Origin of the sequence: Pseudomonas sp. CK-NBRI-02 (assembly GCF_008124495.1) — a bacterium.
GTDB lineage: Bacteria > Pseudomonadota > Gammaproteobacteria > Pseudomonadales > Pseudomonadaceae > Aquipseudomonas > Aquipseudomonas guariconensis.
This window is the reverse complement of record NZ_VSJH01000010.1, coordinates 131,984-151,089: the sequence shown is the minus strand read 5'-3', so window position 1 is coordinate 151,089 and position 19,106 is coordinate 131,984. Positions and strand designations below refer to the sequence as shown.

General features: G+C 63.9%; 17 protein-coding genes, 1 pseudogene and 2 riboswitches. Of the genes and pseudogenes, 8 read left to right on the top strand and 10 right to left on the bottom strand.

What is annotated here, in order from left to right:
• Positions 1–862: molybdopterin-dependent oxidoreductase (locus DQ397_RS10475; RefSeq protein WP_148921542.1), on the bottom strand; the 862-nt coding region annotated here is incomplete at its 3' end.
• 346 nt (positions 863–1,208) lie between these two features.
• Positions 1,209–1,748: a molybdenum cofactor biosynthesis protein B gene (gene moaB / locus DQ397_RS10470; RefSeq protein WP_043212408.1), complete on the bottom strand. Its 540-nt coding sequence runs from the start codon at positions 1,746–1,748 to the stop codon at positions 1,209–1,211.
• 296 nt (positions 1,749–2,044) lie between these two features.
• Here moaB and DQ397_RS10465 point away from each other — a divergent pair, with 296 nt between their 5' ends.
• The 3 genes from DQ397_RS10465 to DQ397_RS10455 all read left to right on the top strand — a co-directional run bounded on the left by DQ397_RS10465 (position 2,045) and on the right by DQ397_RS10455 (position 3,776).
• On the top strand, positions 2,045–2,959 hold the full coding sequence (locus tag DQ397_RS10465) for a LysR family transcriptional regulator (RefSeq protein ID WP_043212406.1): 915 nt from the start codon (positions 2,045–2,047) through the stop codon (positions 2,957–2,959).
• A gap of 65 nt (positions 2,960–3,024) precedes the next feature.
• Entirely contained in the window at positions 3,025–3,528 is a 504-nt protein-coding gene (moaC, locus tag DQ397_RS10460; protein ID WP_043212405.1) for a cyclic pyranopterin monophosphate synthase MoaC, read from the top strand.
• Complete coding sequence (locus tag DQ397_RS10455; protein WP_043212402.1) at positions 3,525–3,776, top strand: MoaD/ThiS family protein; 252 nt, start codon at positions 3,525–3,527, stop codon at positions 3,774–3,776. The genes moaC and DQ397_RS10455 overlap by 4 nt, the downstream gene beginning before the upstream one ends.
• A 57-nt stretch (positions 3,777–3,833) precedes the next feature.
• Here DQ397_RS10455 and DQ397_RS10450 read toward each other — a convergent pair whose 3' ends face one another.
• The 3 genes and pseudogenes from DQ397_RS10450 to DQ397_RS10440 all read right to left on the bottom strand — a co-directional run.
• Entirely contained in the window at positions 3,834–5,060 is a 1,227-nt protein-coding gene (locus DQ397_RS10450; protein ID WP_043212400.1) for an NADH:flavin oxidoreductase/NADH oxidase family protein, read from the bottom strand.
• Positions 5,061–5,143: 83 nt separating this feature from the next.
• Complete coding sequence (locus tag DQ397_RS10445) at positions 5,144–5,578, bottom strand: MerR family transcriptional regulator (protein ID WP_043212398.1); 435 nt, start codon at positions 5,576–5,578, stop codon at positions 5,144–5,146.
• A 156-nt stretch (positions 5,579–5,734) separates the two neighbouring features.
• Positions 5,735–6,208, bottom strand: a pseudogene (locus tag DQ397_RS10440) (cysteine hydrolase family protein); the annotation flags it as partial.
• A gap of 340 nt (positions 6,209–6,548) precedes the next feature.
• Between DQ397_RS10440 and mrdA the strand changes: the two are divergent.
• Positions 6,549–8,441 carry a penicillin-binding protein 2 gene (gene mrdA / locus DQ397_RS10435; RefSeq protein ID WP_148921541.1) on the top strand — a complete coding sequence of 631 codons (1,893 nt, stop codon included), beginning with the start codon at positions 6,549–6,551 and terminating at the stop codon, positions 8,439–8,441.
• Positions 8,442–8,444: 3 nt separating this feature from the next.
• Here the strand turns inward: mrdA and DQ397_RS10430 are convergent, their stop codons facing one another.
• Positions 8,445–9,770: a sigma-54 dependent transcriptional regulator gene (locus DQ397_RS10430; RefSeq protein WP_043212396.1), complete on the bottom strand. Its 1,326-nt coding sequence runs from the start codon at positions 9,768–9,770 to the stop codon at positions 8,445–8,447.
• Positions 9,771–10,103: 333 nt separating this feature from the next.
• Between DQ397_RS10430 and DQ397_RS10425 the strand changes: the two genes are divergently transcribed.
• Positions 10,104–10,370: a hypothetical protein gene (locus DQ397_RS10425; RefSeq protein ID WP_043212394.1), complete on the top strand. Its 267-nt coding sequence runs from the start codon at positions 10,104–10,106 to the stop codon at positions 10,368–10,370.
• Between the two features lie 115 nt (positions 10,371–10,485).
• Here the strand turns inward: DQ397_RS10425 and DQ397_RS10420 are convergent, their stop codons facing one another.
• The 4 genes from DQ397_RS10420 to cobW form a co-directional block, all read right to left on the bottom strand.
• Entirely contained in the window at positions 10,486–11,076 is a 591-nt protein-coding gene (locus DQ397_RS10420) for a VWA domain-containing protein (protein WP_043212413.1), read from the bottom strand.
• 77 nt (positions 11,077–11,153) lie between these two features.
• Positions 11,154–12,170, bottom strand: a complete 1,017-nt coding sequence (locus tag DQ397_RS10415) for an ATP-binding protein (RefSeq protein WP_043212391.1) — start codon at positions 12,168–12,170, stop codon at positions 11,154–11,156.
• Position 12,171: 1 nt separating this feature from the next.
• On the bottom strand, positions 12,172–15,933 hold the full coding sequence (cobN, locus tag DQ397_RS10410; RefSeq protein WP_148921540.1) for a cobaltochelatase subunit CobN: 3,762 nt from the start codon (positions 15,931–15,933) through the stop codon (positions 12,172–12,174).
• A 3-nt stretch (positions 15,934–15,936) separates the two neighbouring features.
• Complete coding sequence (cobW, locus tag DQ397_RS10405; RefSeq protein ID WP_043212390.1) at positions 15,937–17,004, bottom strand: cobalamin biosynthesis protein CobW; 1,068 nt, start codon at positions 17,002–17,004, stop codon at positions 15,937–15,939.
• A gap of 99 nt (positions 17,005–17,103) precedes the next feature.
• A riboswitch (cobalamin riboswitch) is annotated at positions 17,104–17,302 on the bottom strand.
• A gap of 200 nt (positions 17,303–17,502) precedes the next feature.
• A riboswitch (cobalamin riboswitch) is annotated at positions 17,503–17,700 on the top strand.
• A 92-nt stretch (positions 17,701–17,792) separates the two neighbouring features.
• Between cobW and DQ397_RS10400 the strand changes: the two genes are divergently transcribed.
• From DQ397_RS10400 to DQ397_RS10390, 3 genes are read left to right on the top strand one after another with little or no spacing between them, the layout of a single operon-like run.
• Positions 17,793–17,978, top strand: a complete 186-nt coding sequence (locus tag DQ397_RS10400) for a CbtB domain-containing protein (protein WP_043212388.1) — start codon at positions 17,793–17,795, stop codon at positions 17,976–17,978.
• A gap of 10 nt (positions 17,979–17,988) precedes the next feature.
• Positions 17,989–18,672: a CbtA family protein gene (locus DQ397_RS10395; protein WP_043212386.1), complete on the top strand. Its 684-nt coding sequence runs from the start codon at positions 17,989–17,991 to the stop codon at positions 18,670–18,672.
• Positions 18,672–19,079, top strand: a complete 408-nt coding sequence (locus DQ397_RS10390; RefSeq protein WP_043212384.1) for a cobalamin biosynthesis protein — start codon at positions 18,672–18,674, stop codon at positions 19,077–19,079. The genes DQ397_RS10395 and DQ397_RS10390 overlap by 1 nt, the downstream gene beginning before the upstream one ends.
• Positions 19,080–19,106: the final 27 nt, after the last annotated feature.

Here is a 19,106-nt window from a genome sequence, read left to right as displayed (position 1 = left end):
CCGCCATGTCGCCGCCCAACGCCGGGCGGAAGTACGCAGTGTTGGTCGGCTCCGAGCCGTTGCTGAGCATTTCGAAGGGGTGCTGCGGATGCTGGAAGCGCTCCAGGCCACGCTCCTTGAGCGGGTTGAAGCACACCACCTGGGCACCGCGCTTGACCGCCTCGCGCAGCGGTTCGAGCATGCGCGGGTGGTTGGTGCCGGGGTTCTGGCCGATGACGAAGATCGCGTCGGCTTCCTCCAGGTCATCGAACACCACAGTGCCCTTGCCCACGCCGAGGGATTCGCCCATGCCCACGCCACTGGCTTCGTGGCACATGTTCGAGCAGTCCGGGAAGTTGTTGGTACCGAAGGCCCGCACGAACAGCTGGTACAGGAACGCCGCTTCGTTGCTGGCCCGCCCAGAGGTATAGAACTCGGCCTGGTTGGGCGACTCGAGCGCCTGCAGGTGCTGTGCGATGAGCGCGAAGGCGTCGTCCCAGGAGGTTTCCACGTAATGGTCGGTGGCCGCGTCGTAGCGCATCGGGTGGGTCAGTCGGCCCTGGTATTCAAGCCAATAGTCGCTCTGCTCGGCCAGGGCACTGACGCTGTACTTGGCGAAGAAGGCCGGGTCCACCGAACGGCCGGTGGCCTCCCAGTTGACCGCCTTGGCGCCGTTCTCGCAGAACTTGACCATGTCGCTTCCCGGCGATTCGCCCCAGGCACAACCGGGGCAGTCAAAGCCGCTGTTCTGGTTGGTCTTGAGCATCATGCGCAGGTTCTTGAAGGCATTCTCGCTGCCCAGCCAGGCCTTGGTCACGCTCTTGAGCGCGCCCCAACCGGCGGCCGGGCCGTTGTAACTTCTGATATGTTCTTCTTCGCTCATCGGGCTACCCTTTGATTGATACTCGGCGGGAGATCGAATTGAAGCGCTCACGTTCAACTCACGTACAGAAGTTGAAAAACACACTTCAAACTTTGACAGCAGCAGACTATTTTTGCCGCCACCCTCCGTCAAATCAAAAGTAATGACGACATGATCAGGTTTATCTATCACTGCCGCCAGGGCTTTATCCCCGCGAACTTTCCGGGTGTGATCGACGCTATTGATCACGTATTAATAAAAAACAATCACACGCTCGAGAGCGTTGCATCAGTTAAAGAGGCCATTAATTAAGTTTCGTTGCGAGCCCATTCGCTTTTGCGGGTAATCCGCCCTTGCAGGCTCGGGCTCACTGCCGCGAGCCGCAACGCTCGGCGACCTTTAGGTGCGGCACGAAATTGCACGGCCGATGCCGCGAATCCAGCTGCTCCACCAAAATCCCCTCCCAGGCCGTACGGCAGGCCCCGGTGGAGCCCGGCAGGCAACACACCAGCGTGCCGTTGGCCAGCCCTGCCAGCGCGCGGCTCTGCACCGTCGAGGTGCCGATATCCAGGATCGACAGGGCTCTGAACAGCTCGCCAAAGCCTTCGATGTGCTTGTCCAGCAGACAAGTCACCGCCTCTGGGGTACTGTCACGCCCGGTGAAGCCGGTGCCGCCGGTGATCAATACCACCTGCACCTGATCGTCAGCGATCCAGCCTGCGACCTGGGCTCGAATCCGATAGAGGTCATCCTTGAGCAAGGTTCGAGCCACCAATCGATGCCCCATTTCCACCGCGCGCGAGGCCAGCAACTCGCCGGATGTATCGGTTTCGAACGTCCGGGTATCGCTGACTGTCAACACGGCGACATTCAGAGGAATAAATTGCGCAGTGGGTTTTGAATTCATCGTGAACACTCTAACTAAACAGGGGCCGTCATTCGTGAGAAACTAGAGCGCCCGCCCCTGTTCGTCCAATCAATAATTCATACTGCATTATCGATATCGCCTATCATCGTCTGCTGATCAGCAGGATCTATCAGGTGTTCGTAAATTCCCATTGGACACTCTTGTTATTTCATTTTACTTTTCGCCGCCACAGGGTTTCGACCCATTTCAATACACTGACTGCCAGCGTCAACATGTAAACGATCGGTTCAATGCAACACACCTCCGATACGACTCATGTGTTTGCAGGGCGAGCGATGGATATCAAACAACTTAAATTTCTAATTGCGCTGGATCAGACCCGGCACTTTGGCCAGGCCGCTGCGCTGTGCCATATCACCCAGCCGACCCTCTCGATGCGCCTGCGCAACCTGGAGGACGAGCTGGGCTTGGTGCTGGTGACTCGTAGCCAGCGATTCGAAGGGTTCACCGAGGCGGGCGAACGGATTCTGGCCTGGACGCGCACCCTGTTAGCCGCCTATGACGGCCTGCAGAGCGAAGCCGCCAATTGCCGTGGACAGATCGTCGGTAGCCTGCGCATCGGCATGGTGCCGCTGTCGAGCTTCAATGCCATGCAGTTGCTCAAGCCGCTGCTCGCGCAGTACACCGAACTCACCGTCCAGCTGTCATCGCTCAGCTCCGAACAGGTGATCGATGGCCTGAGCCGTAACCAGCTTGACCTGGGCATCTGCTACCTCGATCGGGTCAACAGCAGCTATTTCGAGATCATCGAGCTGGGCGCCACCCGCATGGGCTTGCTGTACGACACCCGGCATTTTCGCTTCGACGGGCCCGAATTACCTTGGGAAACGCTCGCCGGGTTACCGCTTGGCTTGCTCTCCCAAGGCATGCACTACCGCCAATCGCTGGATTTGAGCTTGCGCAGCCGCGGCCTGCACCCAACCCCCGTGCTTGAAAGCGATTCGACCTATCAGTTGATCCAGGCCGTCTGCGCCGGGCTGTGCTGCGCCATCATGCCGCTCGACGATGGGCTGGAGGAGCTGAGTGAACATATCCGCATCATCCCCATCGCCAGCGCCAACATCCATGCACCGGTCGGCCTGCTGCTGCGCCGCAACGAGCCACGCTCGGCGCTGGCGGAAAAATGCTTCGCCCAGGCCCGGGACTTGCTCACGCCGAGCCCGCCCCCGGCCATTGGCCAGAAAGCCTGACCACCCGACAGACAGCGTCCTCGAGCCTGCCCTCAGCCGGCATGTCAGCATGCCCCGGAGCCCCAATGCCCCCCACCGTCGACTCGCCTTCCTCGTTGACCCACCTGGACACGCGCGGCAACGCCCAGATGGTCGATGTCACCGACAAATCCGAAACGCACCGCCAGGCCACCGCCGAAGCCTGGGTGCGGATGAAGCCTGAAACCCTCAACCTGATCGTCACCGCAGGTCACCCCAAGGGCGATGTCTTCGCGGTGTCGCGCATCGCCGGCATCATGGCCGCCAAGCGTACCCACGAGCTGATCCCGCTGTGCCATCCGTTGCTGTTGACGGCGGTCAGCGTGGAGATCAAGGCGGTCAACCCGGACTCGGTGCGCATCATCGCCACCTGCAGCCTCAAGGGCGTCACCGGCGTGGAAATGGAGGCCTTGACCGCAGCGAGTGTCGCGGCGCTGACCCTTTATGACATGTGCAAGGCCGTCGATCGCAGCATGCAGATCGACTGGGTGCGCCTGCTCAGGAAATCCGGCGGACGTTCCGGTACCTATCGTCTGGAGGCGCTGCCGTGATCCGGCTTCAGTACTTCGCACGCTTTAGGGAGCAGTTGGGCATTGACAGCGAATCGCTGCCTTGGACACCCGCGCTGGCCAGCCTGCGCGATCTGCGGGACCGGCTGGCCGAGCGCGGTGAACCCTGGACCACGACGCTGGGGCATTCTGGCCTGATGTGCGCGCGCAACGAGGCGCTCTGTGACCTGGATGAGCCGTTGCACGATGGCGACGACGTGGCGTTCTTCCCGCCGGTCACCGGGGGCTAACACGGGGACGCCCACGCCGCCATGCAGCCGGCGCTTAAATGACCCGGCTGCCCACACTCACCGGCTCGCCATCCTGCGCCGGTACTGGCGAGCGCGCAGGGCATTGGCCAGTTGCTGCACGAGCAACGCCCAACCCGGCGCCACCGCAGGATCAGTCGCCTTGCCCCGAGCAAGCTTGTTCAACTGATACTTGACCACCGCCATGTTGGCCAACGAGGCAAGCGCTTTGTTCTTCCAGGTGATCGCCGGCAGTTGCGGGGCGCTGAGCTGCCCCGCCTGCCAATCACGCGGCAAGGCAGGGTCGATCGCCAGCGCCGTGCCGATGCCGACCATGTCGACGCCACTGTCGATCACCTGTTCTGCAACCGGCAGCCGGCGGATACCGCCGGTCACCATGACCGGCATCCTCGCCACTTCGCGAATCTCGCGGGCGAATTCCAAAAAGTAGGCCTCCCGCGCCAATGTGCGGCCATCCCGCGCCTGGCCTTGCATGGCTGGGGCTTCATAGCTACCGCCGGAAAGCTCGACAAGATCGATGCCCAGTGGGTTGAGCAGGCCCACGACCTCTTTGGCATCGTCGGCACTGAAGCCGCCGCGCTGGAAGTCAGCCGAATTGAGCTTTACCGCGACGGCAAAGCCTGGCGACACCGCAGCCCGCACAGCCTTGACGATCTCCAGCAACAGGCGCGCGCGGTTCTCGAGGGCGCCGCCCCATTGGTCGGTACGCTGGTTGGTCAACGGCGAAAGGAACTGGCTGAGCAGGTAGCCATGGGCGGCGTGAATCTGCACGCCGGTAAAGCCCGCCTGCTCTGCCAACTGCGCGCTTCGGGCAAAACGCCGGATGATGTCCTCGATGACCTGCGTCGTCATGGCCTGGGGCTTGCTGAAATGCCGGGACATCGTGCCCAGTTCCAGCGCCACGGCCGAAGGCGCCCAGGTCGCCTGACCAAGGTTGGCCGGCATCTGGCGGCCGGGGTGGTTGATCTGCAGCCAGAACTGCGCCCCCTGCGCCTGCCCGATGCGCGCCCACTGCCGGAACCGCTCCAGGTGCAGTTCATCTTCCAGAACGACACCACCGGGGCCCGTCATGGCGCGGGAATCGACCATCACATTGCCGCTGATGAGCAGGCCTGCGCCACCCTCCGCCCACGCCTGGTACAGGCGCATCAATCGAGCAGATGGCGCGTGGTCGGCATCGGCCATGTTTTCTTCCATGGCCGCCTTGGCGATCCGGTTTGCGAGGGTGGAGCCGTTAGGCAGTACGAGGGGGGTGAAGGCGTTCATAGCGGCACCTCATTGGACGGTGCCAGCGACGATATCCTTAAAGCCAACTTTAAGGTCAATACCCAGATGGAGGACGAAGTCGATTAGCGCTCGATGTCAGACTTGTTGGCGGCCATGTCCTCACGCAACTGGTTGAGTACGCGCTGTGTGTTGTCCGCGCAGGCCATGCCTTCGGGCTTGCTCTGGACGCCATCGATCACCAGCAGCAGTTGCGCCTTGTTGCGCGCCAACTGTTGTTGCAGCGCCTCGATTTCCTCGACCTTGCGCTTGAGCCCGTCGAGCAGTTCATCATGGCGCCAGCCGTTGGCGTTGACGGGCATCAGATGGCGGATCTGCTCCAAGGTGAAACCCGCTGCCTGGGCGCTGGTGATCATCTCCAGCACCCAGACGGCGTCAGTGTCGTAGTCACGGTAACCGTTGGCCTTGCGCTCGACGGCGTGGATCAACCCACTCGCCTCATAGAAACGAATGCGCGATGGCGCCAGGCCGGTGATCTTCGCCAACTCGCCAATTTTCATGAAGCACCTTGTGATGGATGGACCTTGAAGCTCACTTTAATCCTCAGGCGGACGATGGGCCAGGCGGATCTTGGTGTCTGGAATGTGTCCGCACGAAGGTAAATGAACAATCCTTTCAACGCAGTGAGGGCGCGCGTGGATACCTTCGTGCAGCGCCGAGAGACCTGCAATGACCTCAGCTGCGGTAGTCACTTGGCCGAAGTGGTGCTTCCACAGGTCGATGCCCAGTTGGCCAGACCGGTCCAGGGTCGAGCCTACGGTCAAGTCGGTGATCAGCGTCGGGCTCAGCCCTGCATCGAACAGCGCGAAGCCCGCAGCCAGCACGCAGGTTTCTGTCTGCAAGCCGCAGACCAGGACCCGGTCGACGCCCAGGCGCTTGAGGTATTCGATCGTTGCGGGCGTTTGCCCATAGCCATGCTTGATGAAGACTTCATCGGCCTCGATCAGGTTCTCGTCTTCGGCCGCCGGGTGCCAGCCGAGCTGACGGTGAAACGGCGTGACCTGCTCGTCATGCAGCTCGATGGACGCGACAGTGGGAATCTTCGCTGACAAATGTCGGATGCGATCGATGAGCCATTCCGGCGGGTTGAACGTGGACTGGACGTCGACAATGAGCAGCACCTGCTCCATGGGCATTTCCTAGCGCGATGTGAAGAGCGCCGAGTATATCGTCCGAACGCGTTCAGGCGCTTCCGTGCAGCCCATCGCAAACTTTGTCGCCCACCCTACAGCCCTGGTTTACCGGCACGGGCAACGACCTCTCAAGTCGCCGCTGTGAGGGTCCACACGCGTTCGCAGGGGCCGCCTCTGGTCATGTGAACGAATCTTCATGTTTCGCGCAGGCGCCTGCCACCGGGCAGATCAGCGGTTTCGCAGCGGCTCGCTGCCAGAGGGTGTCTTGAGCCTCCTTCCCCCGTTGCGTAGCATCGCCCGCCCTCGCGCAGCCCTCTCCCGATCACCAGAGCTTCCGATGCCCCAACCGATTCCCTTGAAGGACCACGAAAAGGAAAAACACCTGGTCAATCGCAGGCTGCTGGCCTGTGCGACGCTGGTGATGAGCCTGGTGGTGGTGCTGGTGGGCCGGCTGTATGTGTTGCAGGTGCTGCAACACGACCAGCAAACCGCAGTGTCGGAAAACAACCGCGTGCACGTGCTGCCCATCCCGCCGGAGCGCGGGTTGATCTACGACCGCAACGGCGTGGTGCTGGCTGACAACAAACCCAGCTTCAACCTGACCATGACTCGCGAGCGCGCAGGCGACAGCGCCCAGGTGCTCGATACCCTGGCCCAGGTGCTGGGCCTGGGCGAGGACGAGCGCAAGCAATTCGACAAGGACCTGCGCCGGGGCCGCAAACCGTTCGAGCCGGTGACGCTGATGTTCGGCCTGTCCGAAGAGCAGATCGCGCTGATCGCGGTCAATCAGTTCCGCCTGCCGGGCCTGGACGTGGAGGCGCAGTTCATCCGTGAGTACCCGTTGGGCGAGCACTTCGCCCACTCGGTGGGTTATGTCGGGCGTATCAACGAAAAAGAAGCCAAGACCCTCGACAACACCGAGTACCGCGGCACCCAGTCAATCGGCAAGACCGGCATTGAGCGCTTCTACGAAGACCAGCTCCATGGCCACGTGGGCTATGAAGAAGTCGAGACCAACGCCCAGGGCCGGGTCATGCGGGTGCTGCGCCACCAGGACCCGATACCGGGCAAGGACTTGGTCCTGACCTTGGACGCCCATCTGCAGCAAGCGGCCGAAAAAGCGCTCGGCGAGCGTCGTGGCGCAGTGGTGGCGCTGGACCCGGCCACGGGCGATGTGCTGGCGATGGTGAGCAATCCGGCGTTCGACCCCAACCTGTTCGTCAAGGGCATCAGCTTCAAGCAGTACGCCGCCTTGCGCGACTCGATCGATCGACCACTGTTCAACCGTGTGCTGCGCGGCCTGTATGCGCCAGGCTCGACGGTCAAGCCGGAAGTGGCCATCGCCGGTCTGGACAGTGGCGTGATCACCCCCGCCAGCCGCGTCTTCGACCCGGGTTACTACACGCTGCCCAACTACGACCACAAGTACCGCAACTGGAACCGCAGCGGCGATGGCTGGGTGGACATGTACAGCGCGATCATGCGGTCCAACGACACCTACTTTTACGACCTGGCACACAAGCTGGGCATCGAGCGCCTGCATGACTACATGGCCGAGTTCGGGCTGGGCCAAAAGGTCTCCCTGGACATGTTCGAGGAGGCACCGGGCCTGATGCCCTCCCCGGCCTGGAAGCGCGCCACCCGCCGCCAGGCCTGGTTCCCTGGCGAGACCTTGATCCTCGGGATCGGCCAGGGCTACATGCAGGTCACCCCACTGCAACTGGCACAGGCCACCAGCCTGCTGGCCAGCAAAGGCGTGTGGCATCGTCCGCACCTGGCGCTGAGTGTAGGAGGCCAGGCGCCCGTGGACCCGCACCCGATGCCGGACATCGTGCTGCACGACAAGCACGCCTGGGACCAAGTCAACACCGGCATGCAGATGGTCATGCACGACCCACGCGGGATCGCCCGCGCTGCGGCAGCCGGGGCCCAGTACCGCATCGCGGGCAAGAGCGGCACCGCGCAGGTGGTGGCGATCCGTCAGGGCGAGCGCTACAACCGCGACAAGACCCTCGAACGTCACCGGGACAATGCCCTGTTCGTCGGTTTCGCACCGGCCGAGCACCCCGGTATCGTGGTGGCGGTGATGATCGAGAACGGCGAAGCCGGTGGCCGGGTGGCCGGGCCTGTGGTGCGCGAAGTCATGGATGCCTGGCTGCTCGACGACCAGGGCCATTTAAAGGTGCAGTACGCTGGCGGCACGGGCCAGCCCGCGGTGCCCCACGCCTGAGCGTCAGCGAATCTGATGCTTGTGCAGCAAGCGGTAGAACGTAGGCCTGGAAATCCCCAGCACCTTGGCCGCGACACTGAGGTTGTCGCTGTGCCGATCGAGCACATCCGAAAGCGCCTGGCGCTCGGCCCGGTGCTTGTAGTCTTCCAAAGTGCCCAGTAACTGCTCGTCCTGCTCGATCATCTGCAGCCCCAGGTCCTGTGCCTCGATCTGTCGGCCCTCGGCCAGCACCAAGCCGCGACGCACCCGGTTGGCCAGCTCCCGCACATTGCCCGGCCAGTCGTGCCGGCCCATGGCCGCCAGGGCGCGGTCGCTGAACGAGCGAGGCCGGCGTCCGGTCTCCAGGCTGTAGAAATGCGCGAAATGGCTGGCCAGCATCGACAAGTCGCCGTGGCGGTCACGCAGCGGCGCGGTGATCACTTGCAGGACATTGAGCCGGTAATAGAGGTCCTCGCGAAAGCGCCCCTGCACGATGGCCTTTTCCAAGTCAACGTGGGTAGCCGCCAGAACGCGCACATCCACAGGGATCGGTTGGTCGCCGCCGACCCGCTCGATGTGTTTTTCCTGCAGAAAGCGCAACAGGTTGGCCTGCAGCTCCAAAGGCAGGTCGCCAATTTCGTCGAGGAACAACGTCCCGCCATTGGCGGCCTCGATACGCCCCACCTTGCGCTGATGGGCGCCGGTGAACGCGCCCTTTTCATGGCCGAACAGTTCGGACTGGATCAAGTGCTCGGGGATCGCGCCGCAGTTGATGGCGACGAACGGTTTGTCGCTGCGCTGGGATTGCCGGTGCAGGGTACGCGCCACCAATTCCTTGCCGGTGCCGCTTTCGCCGCGGATCAGCACCGGCGACTCGGTCGGTGCCAGCTTGCCCAGTAACTTGCGCAGTTCGCGGATCGGCCGGCTTTCACCCAACAGTTCATGGGTCGGTTCATCCACCCGGACGGTGCCCTTGCCGCGCAAACGGGCCATGCCGAAGGCGCGCCCGAGCGTGACCTGCACACGCGACACGTCGAACGGCAAGGTGTGGAAATCGAAGAACCACTCACAAACGAAGTCACCGACGTTCTGCATGCGCAGTTGCTCGGGGCTGAGCACGGCGATCCATTCGGTATTGCTGCGGGCGATCAGGTCCTTGACGGCATCGGGATGACGCAAATGCGTGGCCTGCAAGCGCAACAAGCCGACATCGCACGGATGCTCAAGCGCCGAGGTCAGCGAACAGCTATGCACAGCCCAGCCGACGCTGCGCAAGCCCGGTAGTAGACGGTGGCAATCGTCGCAGGGATCGACGATCAGCAGACGGCGTTGGGTGGTCGGTTCGAGCATGACTGTTCCTTGACGCCAATAGTTGGTTTTTCATGTAGAAACAGTAAGTTGCAACGTCCGAATTAACAGTAGCAATGAACCTGAGTTGGCCCAGTACCGTTTGTCCGCCAATTGCATTCGGCGATGGGGCGCTCGGGAATCTTTCAAAGTTTCCAGCGTCACAGCCGGCACAGGTTGCAGACATACTTTTGCCGACTTGAAAAAAAATTCGCCGCCCGTGTGACTTCACCCCTGACTTGGAGCATCAGTACGAATAACCCCGCGCTGCGCCTCCTTGAACATGAAGCAACGCGGACATCTTTTCGCTGTTTGGGACCATAGAGAGACCGAACCATGAACGCCCCGCTCCGTGTCAACGAAGCACTGCTGATCGCCGACCACGCCTTCGAACCTTTCCAGTGCGTAGCCTGGGATGCACCCAACGGTACTGGTGAGCTGAGCCTGGCAGTGATCGACCGGACCAACACGCGTATCGGCAGCAAGCAAGTCTCCTCGCGTATCTATTCCGACCCTGCGCAATGGGCCAGCTTGATCGAGGAGGTGCGCGCCGAACTTTGCGAAAAAGGTTACGACCTGCAACCCTGGTCGATGCCGAAATAATATCGGCGCCCTCGCAAGTGCGTGCCAAGCCACGCACTTGTGCAACTTTCTTTTTGCCCTTCCGGCAACTTTTGTCATTGCGACATATCGTCGCAACTTCGACTTTCAACGTTAATCAATTCAACTCCCTGAACTGCTGGATATGCCGATATTCGGCCTGCAGTTGTTCGGCCAGTTGCCGCGCACGCCCCAGGCGCACCGCCGCCAGCTCAATGTCCACCAGCACCGTCGCGCATGGCATGGGTTGCAGTGCATTCCAGCGTTGCAGGCGACCATCGGTCAGCACCAAGCAACGCTGTGTTTCCTGCGGGTAACGCTTGGCCCGTGCCCGCAACCAGTGCTGCGCCTCTTCAAGGGCAGCGATCAACGGCGTACCGCCCCCCGCCCCGAGCGCTTGCAACCAGGGTCGCAGGGCGGCCGATGCCTTGAGGCCATGGCGCTGCCAACGCGGCGCGCCGCCACTGGCGGTGAGCAGGGCTAGGCGGGCGCGTTGGCGATAGGCCTGATCGAACAGCTCGACCAGCAGCCCCTTGGCGTGTGCCAGCGCCTGCTGGCGCCGGGTCGAAGCCGAGGCGTCAACGATCACCAGCCATAATTCCGGCGCCTGGGCCTGGCGCTGCTGCCAACACAGGTCATGGCGATGCCGTGGTCGCCCTTTGAGCAATGTCGCAAGCCACGCCACACGCGTAGCACCACCGATCCGCACGCGACCACGGGCCGTGCCGCTCAGGGTGCCCGGCTGGGGCTTGGCATCCGCCGCCTGGGCGGCGGGCTTGCGGATGCTCAGGGCTTTTTTGCCCAGTTCGGCACCTCGCGCCGTGCCCCGGTGGCGACCGTTTGTGGGGGCAACGCGCCCCAATCCCCCTGCCCACCTTGGGCGTCGGAATGAGCTTGGGTCTGAGGCGGTGGTGAGGTGGAGGATGCGCTGGTCGGGGGCGTCTCTCGGCGTCGATGGCGCAGGGCGAATTCCGCCACAGCCTGCACATCGGCTTCCTCTATCGCATCGCCGCCGCGCCAGGCGGCATGGGCACGGGCGGCCCGCAACCAGACCAGGTCGGCGCGCATGCCATCGACCCCAGCGCTGAAACAGCCCTCTGTGATCCAGGCCAAGGCGCGATCGTCCAGCGGGATGCTGTCCAGGCGCTGACGTGCGGCCTGGCAGCTTTCGCGCAGGTCTGCCTGAGCCTGCGCCCATTGGGCGCAGAACGCCTGCGGATCACTGTCGAAGGCCAGTCGCCGACGAATGATCTGCTGCCGCGCCTGCGGCGGCGGAAGACCTTCGAGCAGCACATTGAGGCCGAAACGGTCGAGCAATTGCGGGCGCAGCTCGCCCTCTTCCGGATTCATGGTGCCGATCAGGACGAATCGAGCATCGTGGCGATGGGAAATACCGTCGCGCTCGATGCGGTTGGTGCCACTGGCGGCCACATCCAGCAGCAGGTCCACCAGCGGATCGGGCAGCAGGTTGACCTCATCCACGTAAAGCACGCCCCCATGGGCTTGGGCCAGTACGCCGGGCGAAAACTGCGCCTTGCCTTGCCCCAGTGCGGCATCCAGGTCGAGGGTACCGACCAGGCGCTCCTCGGTGGCGCCTAGGGGCAGGGTCACGAAGGGTGGTGTCTGCCCAGGCGTACCCAACAGGTCCGCCAGCCCGCGCGCCAAGGTGCTTTTGGCCATGCCACGCGGGCCTTCGATCAACACACCGCCGATTTTGGGGTCGATGGCGGTCAGGCACAGGGCCAGCTTGAGGTCGTCGGCGCCGACTACGGCCGCCAGGGGGAATTGCACGGGTTCGCTCATTTCAAGCCTGTTCCTCGCCATCGAGCAATTGCTCTTCAAGGGCTTCCCGGTAGGCCCCTGGCGACGCCCAGAGGCCGCGTTGCTGGGCTTCCAGCAAGCGTTCGGTCAGGTCGCGCAGGGCTTCGGGGTTGTGCTGTTGCAGGAAGTCTCGGGTCGCAGGGTCGAGCACATAGGCATCGGCCAGCGACTGGTAGTGGTGATCGTCGATCAGGTGCGTGGTGGCGTCGAAGGCGAACAGGTTGTCGACCGTCGCCGCCAGCTCGAAGGCACCTTTATAGCCATGGCGCTTGGCCCCCTCGATCCACTTGGGGTTCAGAGCGCGGGCGCGGATCACCCGGTTCAGTTCTTCCTTGAGGGTGCGGATGCGTGGCCGGTCGGTCTGGCTGTGATCGCCGTGATAACTGGCCCGGGCGGTGCCGGCCAGGGTCTCGGCCGCTGCCAGCATGCCACCTTGGAACTGGTAGTAGTCGTTGGAATCGAGCAGGTCATGCTCGTGATTGTCCTGATTTTGCAGCACCGCCTGGACCTGGCCCAAACGCCGGGCGAACGCGGCGCGGGCCGGTGTGCCTTCGTCGCTGCCGCCATAGGCGTAGCCGCCATGGTTAAGGTAGACCTCGGCCAGGTCGCCGCGTGTCTGCCATAAACGTCCATCGATTGCATTCTGCACCCCGGCCCCGTAGCTGCCGGGCTTGGCGCCGAAGACACGCCAGCCGGCCTGGCGCGCCGCCTGCTCGGCGTCCACGCCATCGGCCAGCAAGGCCTCGCGTTCGGCTCGCACCCGCGCAGCCAGGGGGTTGAGGTCGTCAGGCTCGTCCAGCGCCGCCACGGCCTGCACCGCCGCATCGAACAGCCGAATGAGGTTGCCGAAGGCGTCGCGGAAGAAGCCTGAGACGCGCAAGGTGACGTCCACCCGCGGGCGATCGAGCAGGCTCAGCGGCAGGATCTCGAAATCGTCGACTCGCTGACTGCCGGTGGCCCACACCGGCCGCACACCCATCAGCGCCATGGCCTGGGCGATGTCATCACCACCAGTGCGCATGGTCGCCGTGCCCCAGACCGACAGCCCCAGCTGACGCAGGTGGTCGCCATGGTCTTGCAAGTGACGCTCAAGGATCAGGTTCGCCGAGGCGAACCCCAGGCGCCAGGCCGTGGTGGTGGGCAGGTTGCGCACATCCACCGTATAGAAATTACGCCCGGTGGGCAGCACGTCCAGACGCCCCCGGCTGGGCGCTCCGCTGGGCCCGGCCGGGACGAAACGCCCGGCCAGTGCGGCCAGCAGGCCGTCGGTTTCGGCCGCGCCGCAGGCGTCCAGGCTCGGGGCGATGGTGTCGACCAGCGCCTGCAGGACCGTGGCAACCGGTTGCCAGGCGGCATCTTCAGGCAATGCCAGTCGGCCTGCCAGCGCACGCTCGATCAAGTCCAGCGCAAGGTGTTCCAGGCGCTCGCGGGTATCGCCCTGGTTGCGCCATGGCGCGGTATCGAGCGCCTGCAGCACCGCTGGGCGCGGCCCCTGCCAAGGCTGGCCGAATTCGCAATCCAGCGGGTCGAAGCCCAACGCCAGGGCTTTGGCCAGCGCACGGATCAGGCTGGCATTGGCACCTTTGCCGTCACCGCGCTCCACACGCAACAACGCCAGCAACGTATCGCTGCGCAGGCGCCCTTCAGGAGATTGGCCGAACACATGCAGGCCGTCGCGGATCTGCGATTCCTTGAGGTCGCACAGGTAGGTGTCCAGGCGCGGCAACCAGATGGCCGCGTCTTCGAGCTGGCCTTCAAGCTGCAATTCCCGGTCGATGTGGTTGGCCTTGACCAGTTCGAGAATGTCGCGCTGCAGCTCGCGTGCCCGGCGCGGGTCGAGCAGCTGCGCTTCGTAATACTCGTCGGCCAGGCGCTCCAGGTGACGCAGCGGGCCGTAGGTCTCGGCGCGCGTCAATGGCGGCATCAGGTGGTCGATGATCACCGCCTGCGTGCGCCGTTTGGCCTGGGCGCCCTCGCCCGGGTCGTTGACGATGAAGGGGTAGATGTTGGGGAGCGGCCCGAGCAGCGCATCTGGCCAGCATTGCGCAGACAGCCCGACACCTTTGCCCGGCAGCCACTCGAGGTTGCCGTGCTTGCCCACGTGGACCACCGCATCGGCGGCAAAGCCGTTGCGCAGCCAGAAGTGGAACGCCAGGTACCCATGAGGCGGCACCAGGTCCGGGTCGTGATACACCGCGCTGGGGTCCAGCTGGTAGCCCCGGGCCGGCTGGATGCCGACGAAGGTCAGGCCATAGCGCAGGCCGGCGATCATCATCCGACCGCTGCGGAACATAGGATCCTGTTCAGGCGCCCCCCATCGCTCCAGTACCGCACGCTGGTTGGCCTCGGGCAGCGCGGCGAAAGCCTGCTGATAGTCAGCAAGGCTCAGACTTTGGGCACAGGGGCGCTGGTCCAGATGGTCCAGGTCATTGGTCACCCCACCCAACAGCTGATGGATCAACGCGGTACCGCTGTCAGGCAGGCCCTGCACTGGGTACCCCTGCCCTTGCAGCGCCCGGAGAATGTTCAGCGCTGCGCCGGGTGTGTCCAGGCCCACGCCGTTGCCGATGCGCCCGTCGCGGGTCGGATAGTTGGCCAGCACCAACGCCACGCGTTTCTGGGCGTTGGGCAGCCGCGCCAGCTCCACCCAGCGACGCGCCAGCTCGGCGACGAAATCCATGCGTTCGGCGTGAGCGCGATAGCAGACCACGTCGGACTGGCTGCGCTCGCTGCGCCAGGCCAGGTCTTTGAAGCTGACGGGGCGCGTGATGATGCGACCGTCCAGCTCCGGCAAGACAATGTGCATGGCAAGATCCCGCGCGCCCAGGCCCTGCTCGTTGGATTCCCACGCCGGCTGGTTGTCCTGGGCGCAGATCGCCTGCAACACCGGGATGTCTCTGCGCAGCGGGCGCAGGTTGGGTTGCTCCGGACTGGACAAGGCAAAACCTGTGGTGTTGAGCACCACCTCGGCCTGGACTTCATCCAGCCAGGTCTCGACCTGGTCCAGGCAGGCCGCCTCCTTGAGGCTGGCCACGGCGATAGGCAGCGGATTGAGCCCTGCTGCCTGCAAGCGCTGGCAGAAAGTATCGATGAACGCTGTGTTGGCCGCCTGCAGGTGCGAGCGATAGAACAAGATGGGGGCCACAGGCCAGTCGGGCTGCCATTCGCAGTACCAGTCCTGCAACACGGCGCTGGGCTTGGCGGGGTGGTACACCGTGGTACGCGGCAAGGGTTGCGGCTCCTCCCAGGCGTAATCGCGCCCAAGCCACAGGCTGGCCAAGCAATTGAACAGATTCGCGGCATTGGCCTTGCCGCCCTGGCGCAGGTAATGCCAAAGGCGCTCGGCCTGATCGCCGGTCACGGTGCCCAACTGGGTCAACTCCGGGTCCGGGCGGTCGTCGCCGGGCACCAGGATCAACTGCACGCCCCGTGTGCTCAGCTCGACCAGTTGCTCGACACCATAGCGCCAGTACCCGACGCCACCATGCAAGGACAACAGGATCACCTTGGCATGGCGCAGCACCTGATCGATGTACAGGTCGACCGAGGCGTGATTCTGCACCTGCATGGGGTTGGCCAGTCGCAGGCTGGGGAAATCCTCCGGCAACTGCTCGGCGGTTTCGGCGAGCAGCGCCAGGTGCGAATCACCGCTGCAGAGGATCACCAGTTCGGCGGGGGTCTGGCCGAGATCGGCAATGCTGTCGTCCGGCACGAAGCCGCCGGGCTGGGTCCGCAGCAGGTGCATGGGTCAGGCGCCCAAGGCCTGGCGCAGGCGCGCTTCGAGCGCGGCAGCGTCCAGCGCCTGGCCGATCAGCACCAGGCGGGTGATACGCGGCTCGTCGGCGCGCCAGGCGCGGTCGAAGTGCTTGTCGAAACGGGTGCCCACCCCCTGGATCAGCAGGCGCATCGGCTTGCCGGGGATGGCAGCGAAGCCCTTGGCGCGCAAGATGCCGAATTCGACCACCAGTTGAGTCAGGGCATCGAGCAGCAGGCTTTCGTCCGCTTCTGGCAGGTCGATGGAAATGGAGTCGAAGGCATCGTGGTCGTGATCGTCATGATCATCGCCCTCGTGGTGTGCGTCATGGTGGGTACGGCGACCATCGATGTGCGCCTCGGCCTCGGCGCCTACGCCCAGCAGCACCTCCAACGGCAGGCGGCCGCTGCTGGCCTCGATCACCTTGACCGCCGGCGGCAGTTCTTCGCTGACTTCGGCACGCACCTTGGCCAGGCCTTGGGGATCGATCAGATCAGCCTTGTTCAGCACCACCAGGTCGGCGCTGGCCAGTTGGTCGGCAAACAGTTCGTGCAGAGGCGACTCATGATCAAGGTTGGGGTCGAGCTTGCGTTGAGCGTCCACTTGGTCCGGGTACGCCGCGAAGGTCCCTGCGGCCACGGCCGGGCTGTCGACCACGGTGATCACCGCATCGACGGTGCAAGCATTGCGGATTTCTGGCCACTGGAAGGCCTGCACCAACGGCTTGGGCAGGGCCAGGCCGCTGGTTTCGATGAGGATGTGGTCCAGGTCGCCGCGGCGGGCCACCAACTCGCGCATCACCGGGAAGAACTCTTCCTGCACGGTGCAGCACAGGCAACCGTTGGCCAGTTCGTAGACCCGGCCGCTGGCATCTTCCTCGGTGCAGCCAATGCTGCACTGCTTGAGAATTTCGCCATCGATGCCCAGTTCACCGAATTCGTTGACGATCACCGCGATACGGCGCCCCTGGGCGTTGTCCAGCATGTGACGCAGCAAAGTGGTTTTGCCCGAGCCGAGAAAGCCAGTGACGATGGTGACGGGGAGCTTGGCCAGTGTTTTCATGTCGCGATGCCCTTGGCAGGATGGCGCGGGCATGCAGGACGAGTGCCGCGAGCCTTGCTGGCCGGGCCTGTTCGCCACCGGATCACCCCGCCCGGTTGAAAGTCGAAATCGTCTCGAGGCAGGTCTCCTGGCTTGCACCTTACCGGCCGTGCCGGTGGAACGACGCCTTCCCGCGCCTGGGCGCAGTGGCTGTGTCGATCCGGGTTGGTGCCTACAGTTGCGGGGGCAGCCGCGGCTTGAACCGCGTTCCCGTCTTAGCTCCGGCCAATGCCGGAGAACCTCGAATCGGCAAGGCTACGCAGTGGCCGGCAGGCGGTCAACCATGGCGCGTCAGTGTTTGCGGACAGGCCCTTTGGAACAGTCGCCCTGGCCTGCGGGTGCGGGTTCTCCCGCGTGGAACTCCTAGGTGTATTCCAAGCTCGACCTTTCACCACCTGGCCCGCTGAGGGCGCGGCCACCGCAACCTTGCAGATTGACGCCATGGCGCCCCCATGCTTTGCTTGCACCTTGCGTTCAGGTGCCCCCCAAGGGGTGAAACGGGAAATCGGTAACCAAGCCGATGCTGCCCCCGCAACGGTAAGCGAGCGAAGCATCTTGACCACTGTGCCGCGTCGTATGGCATGGGAAGGTGATGCTTTCCAGGAGCCCTGCTCCTCCTTGCAAGCCCGGAGACCGGCCTGACGTTAATAGAACACCCCGCGGTGGGCGGGCGCTGTCACCTCTTCTGGGTCAATCGTGCCCGGAACGACGCGCGTGTCCGCCGCCTATAAACAGCAGAGGAACGCACCATGCCGATCACCAGCACCAAACACAGCATCGCCACTCCCGTCAGCCTCAGCCAACGTGTCGTCATTGCCGTCGGTGCCAGCCTGCTGGGCCTGTGCCTGGTCTATTTCGCAGGTTTCTCGCACATCGAGGCGGTGCACAATGCCGCCCACGATACCCGCCACAGCGCCGCCTTCCCTTGCCATTGAGTACACCTGCATGATCAAGCGTATCGCCCGTACCGCAGGTTTCAGCGGGCTGCTCGCCGCTCTATTGCTGACCGTGCTGCAAAGTCTGTGGGTCAGCCCGTTGATTCTCCAGGCAGAAACTTTCGAGAGCGCTGTCCCCGAGCAACATGAGCACGACAGCCCCGTCGCTGCGCATTCCCATGACCCAGCGGCCTGGGCACCGGAGGATGGCTGGCAGCGTTTGCTCGCCACCACCGGCGGCAACCTCGTGGTGGCGGTCGGTTTCGCGCTGATCCTCGCCGCGCTGTACAGCCTGCGCGAGCCAAACCGAGTGATAACCGGCGCACTGTGGGGGTTGGCGGGTTTTGCTGTGTTCTGCCTGGCACCCACACTGGGGTTGCCACCGGAGCTGCCAGGCACAGCCGCCGCCGACCTGGGGCAACGCCAGAGCTGGTGGATCGGCACTGCAGCCGCCACGGCCGCGGGTCTTGCGCTGGTGGCGTTTACCCACCATTGGCTGCTCAAGGTGCTGGGCGTCGCTTTGCTGGTGGTGCCACACGTGATCGGCGCACCACAACCACCGGTGCATGAAAGTCTGGCACCGCAAGCACTGGTGGCCCAATTCAAGCTCGCCTCCTGGCTGACCAACGCCGCGTTCTGGCTCGCCCTTGGCCTGCTCAGCGCTTGGCTTTATCGCCGAGCCAACCAGGCCTGATGCGCAACGCCTGGTCCGAGCCGGTATTCTATGCCGGCTTCGGCTGCCGCAAGGGCTGCCCGGTCGAAACCCTGGAGCAGTTGCTGCGCACGACCCTGGTCACACACCGCCTGTGCGCCGATCATCTGGTTGGCCTTGCCAGTATCGATCTCAAATTCGATGAACCTGGGTTGCAGGCCCTAGCCGAACGGCTGGGCATCCCCCTGGTGGCGTTCCCGGCCACCGAGCTACAGCCCTTCGAACCGCAGCTCAGCCATCGCTCACCCGTTGCCTATGCCTACAGCGGCTGCTGGGGCGTCGCTGAAAGCGCAGCCCTGGCACTGGCCGCACGATCGCTCGGCACCTCGCGCTTGCTGGTGACACGCCAGGTGCTGGGCCAGGCTACCCTTGCCCTGGCCCGTGGCTGATAATCGCGTCCACATTACTGCCTATCT

What these genes read in the sequence shown, in the direction of transcription:
- moaB (WP_043212408.1), bottom strand. Translation starts at nt 1,748, where the DNA reads ATGAATTCAAAACCCACTGCGCAATTTATTCCTCTGAATGTCGCCGTG.
- DQ397_RS10465 (WP_043212406.1), top strand. Translation starts at nt 2,045, where the DNA reads ATGGATATCAAACAACTTAAATTTCTAATTGCGCTGGATCAGACCCGG.
- moaC (WP_043212405.1), top strand. Translation starts at nt 3,025, where the DNA reads ATGCCCCCCACCGTCGACTCGCCTTCCTCGTTGACCCACCTGGACACG.
- DQ397_RS10450 (WP_043212400.1), bottom strand. Translation starts at nt 5,060, where the DNA reads ATGAACGCCTTCACCCCCCTCGTACTGCCTAACGGCTCCACCCTCGCA.
- DQ397_RS10445 (WP_043212398.1), bottom strand. Translation starts at nt 5,578, where the DNA reads ATGAAAATTGGCGAGTTGGCGAAGATCACCGGCCTGGCGCCATCGCGC.
- mrdA (WP_148921541.1), top strand. Translation starts at nt 6,549, where the DNA reads ATGCCCCAACCGATTCCCTTGAAGGACCACGAAAAGGAAAAACACCTG.
- DQ397_RS10430 (WP_043212396.1), bottom strand. Translation starts at nt 9,770, where the DNA reads ATGCTCGAACCGACCACCCAACGCCGTCTGCTGATCGTCGATCCCTGC.
- DQ397_RS10425 (WP_043212394.1), top strand. Translation starts at nt 10,104, where the DNA reads ATGAACGCCCCGCTCCGTGTCAACGAAGCACTGCTGATCGCCGACCAC.
- DQ397_RS10415 (WP_043212391.1), bottom strand. Translation starts at nt 12,170, where the DNA reads ATGAGCGAACCCGTGCAATTCCCCCTGGCGGCCGTAGTCGGCGCCGAC.
- cobN (WP_148921540.1), bottom strand. Translation starts at nt 15,933, where the DNA reads ATGCACCTGCTGCGGACCCAGCCCGGCGGCTTCGTGCCGGACGACAGC.
- cobW (WP_043212390.1), bottom strand. Translation starts at nt 17,004, where the DNA reads ATGAAAACACTGGCCAAGCTCCCCGTCACCATCGTCACTGGCTTTCTC.
- DQ397_RS10400 (WP_043212388.1), top strand. Translation starts at nt 17,793, where the DNA reads ATGCCGATCACCAGCACCAAACACAGCATCGCCACTCCCGTCAGCCTC.
- DQ397_RS10395 (WP_043212386.1), top strand. Translation starts at nt 17,989, where the DNA reads ATGATCAAGCGTATCGCCCGTACCGCAGGTTTCAGCGGGCTGCTCGCC.
- DQ397_RS10390 (WP_043212384.1), top strand. Translation starts at nt 18,672, where the DNA reads ATGCGCAACGCCTGGTCCGAGCCGGTATTCTATGCCGGCTTCGGCTGC.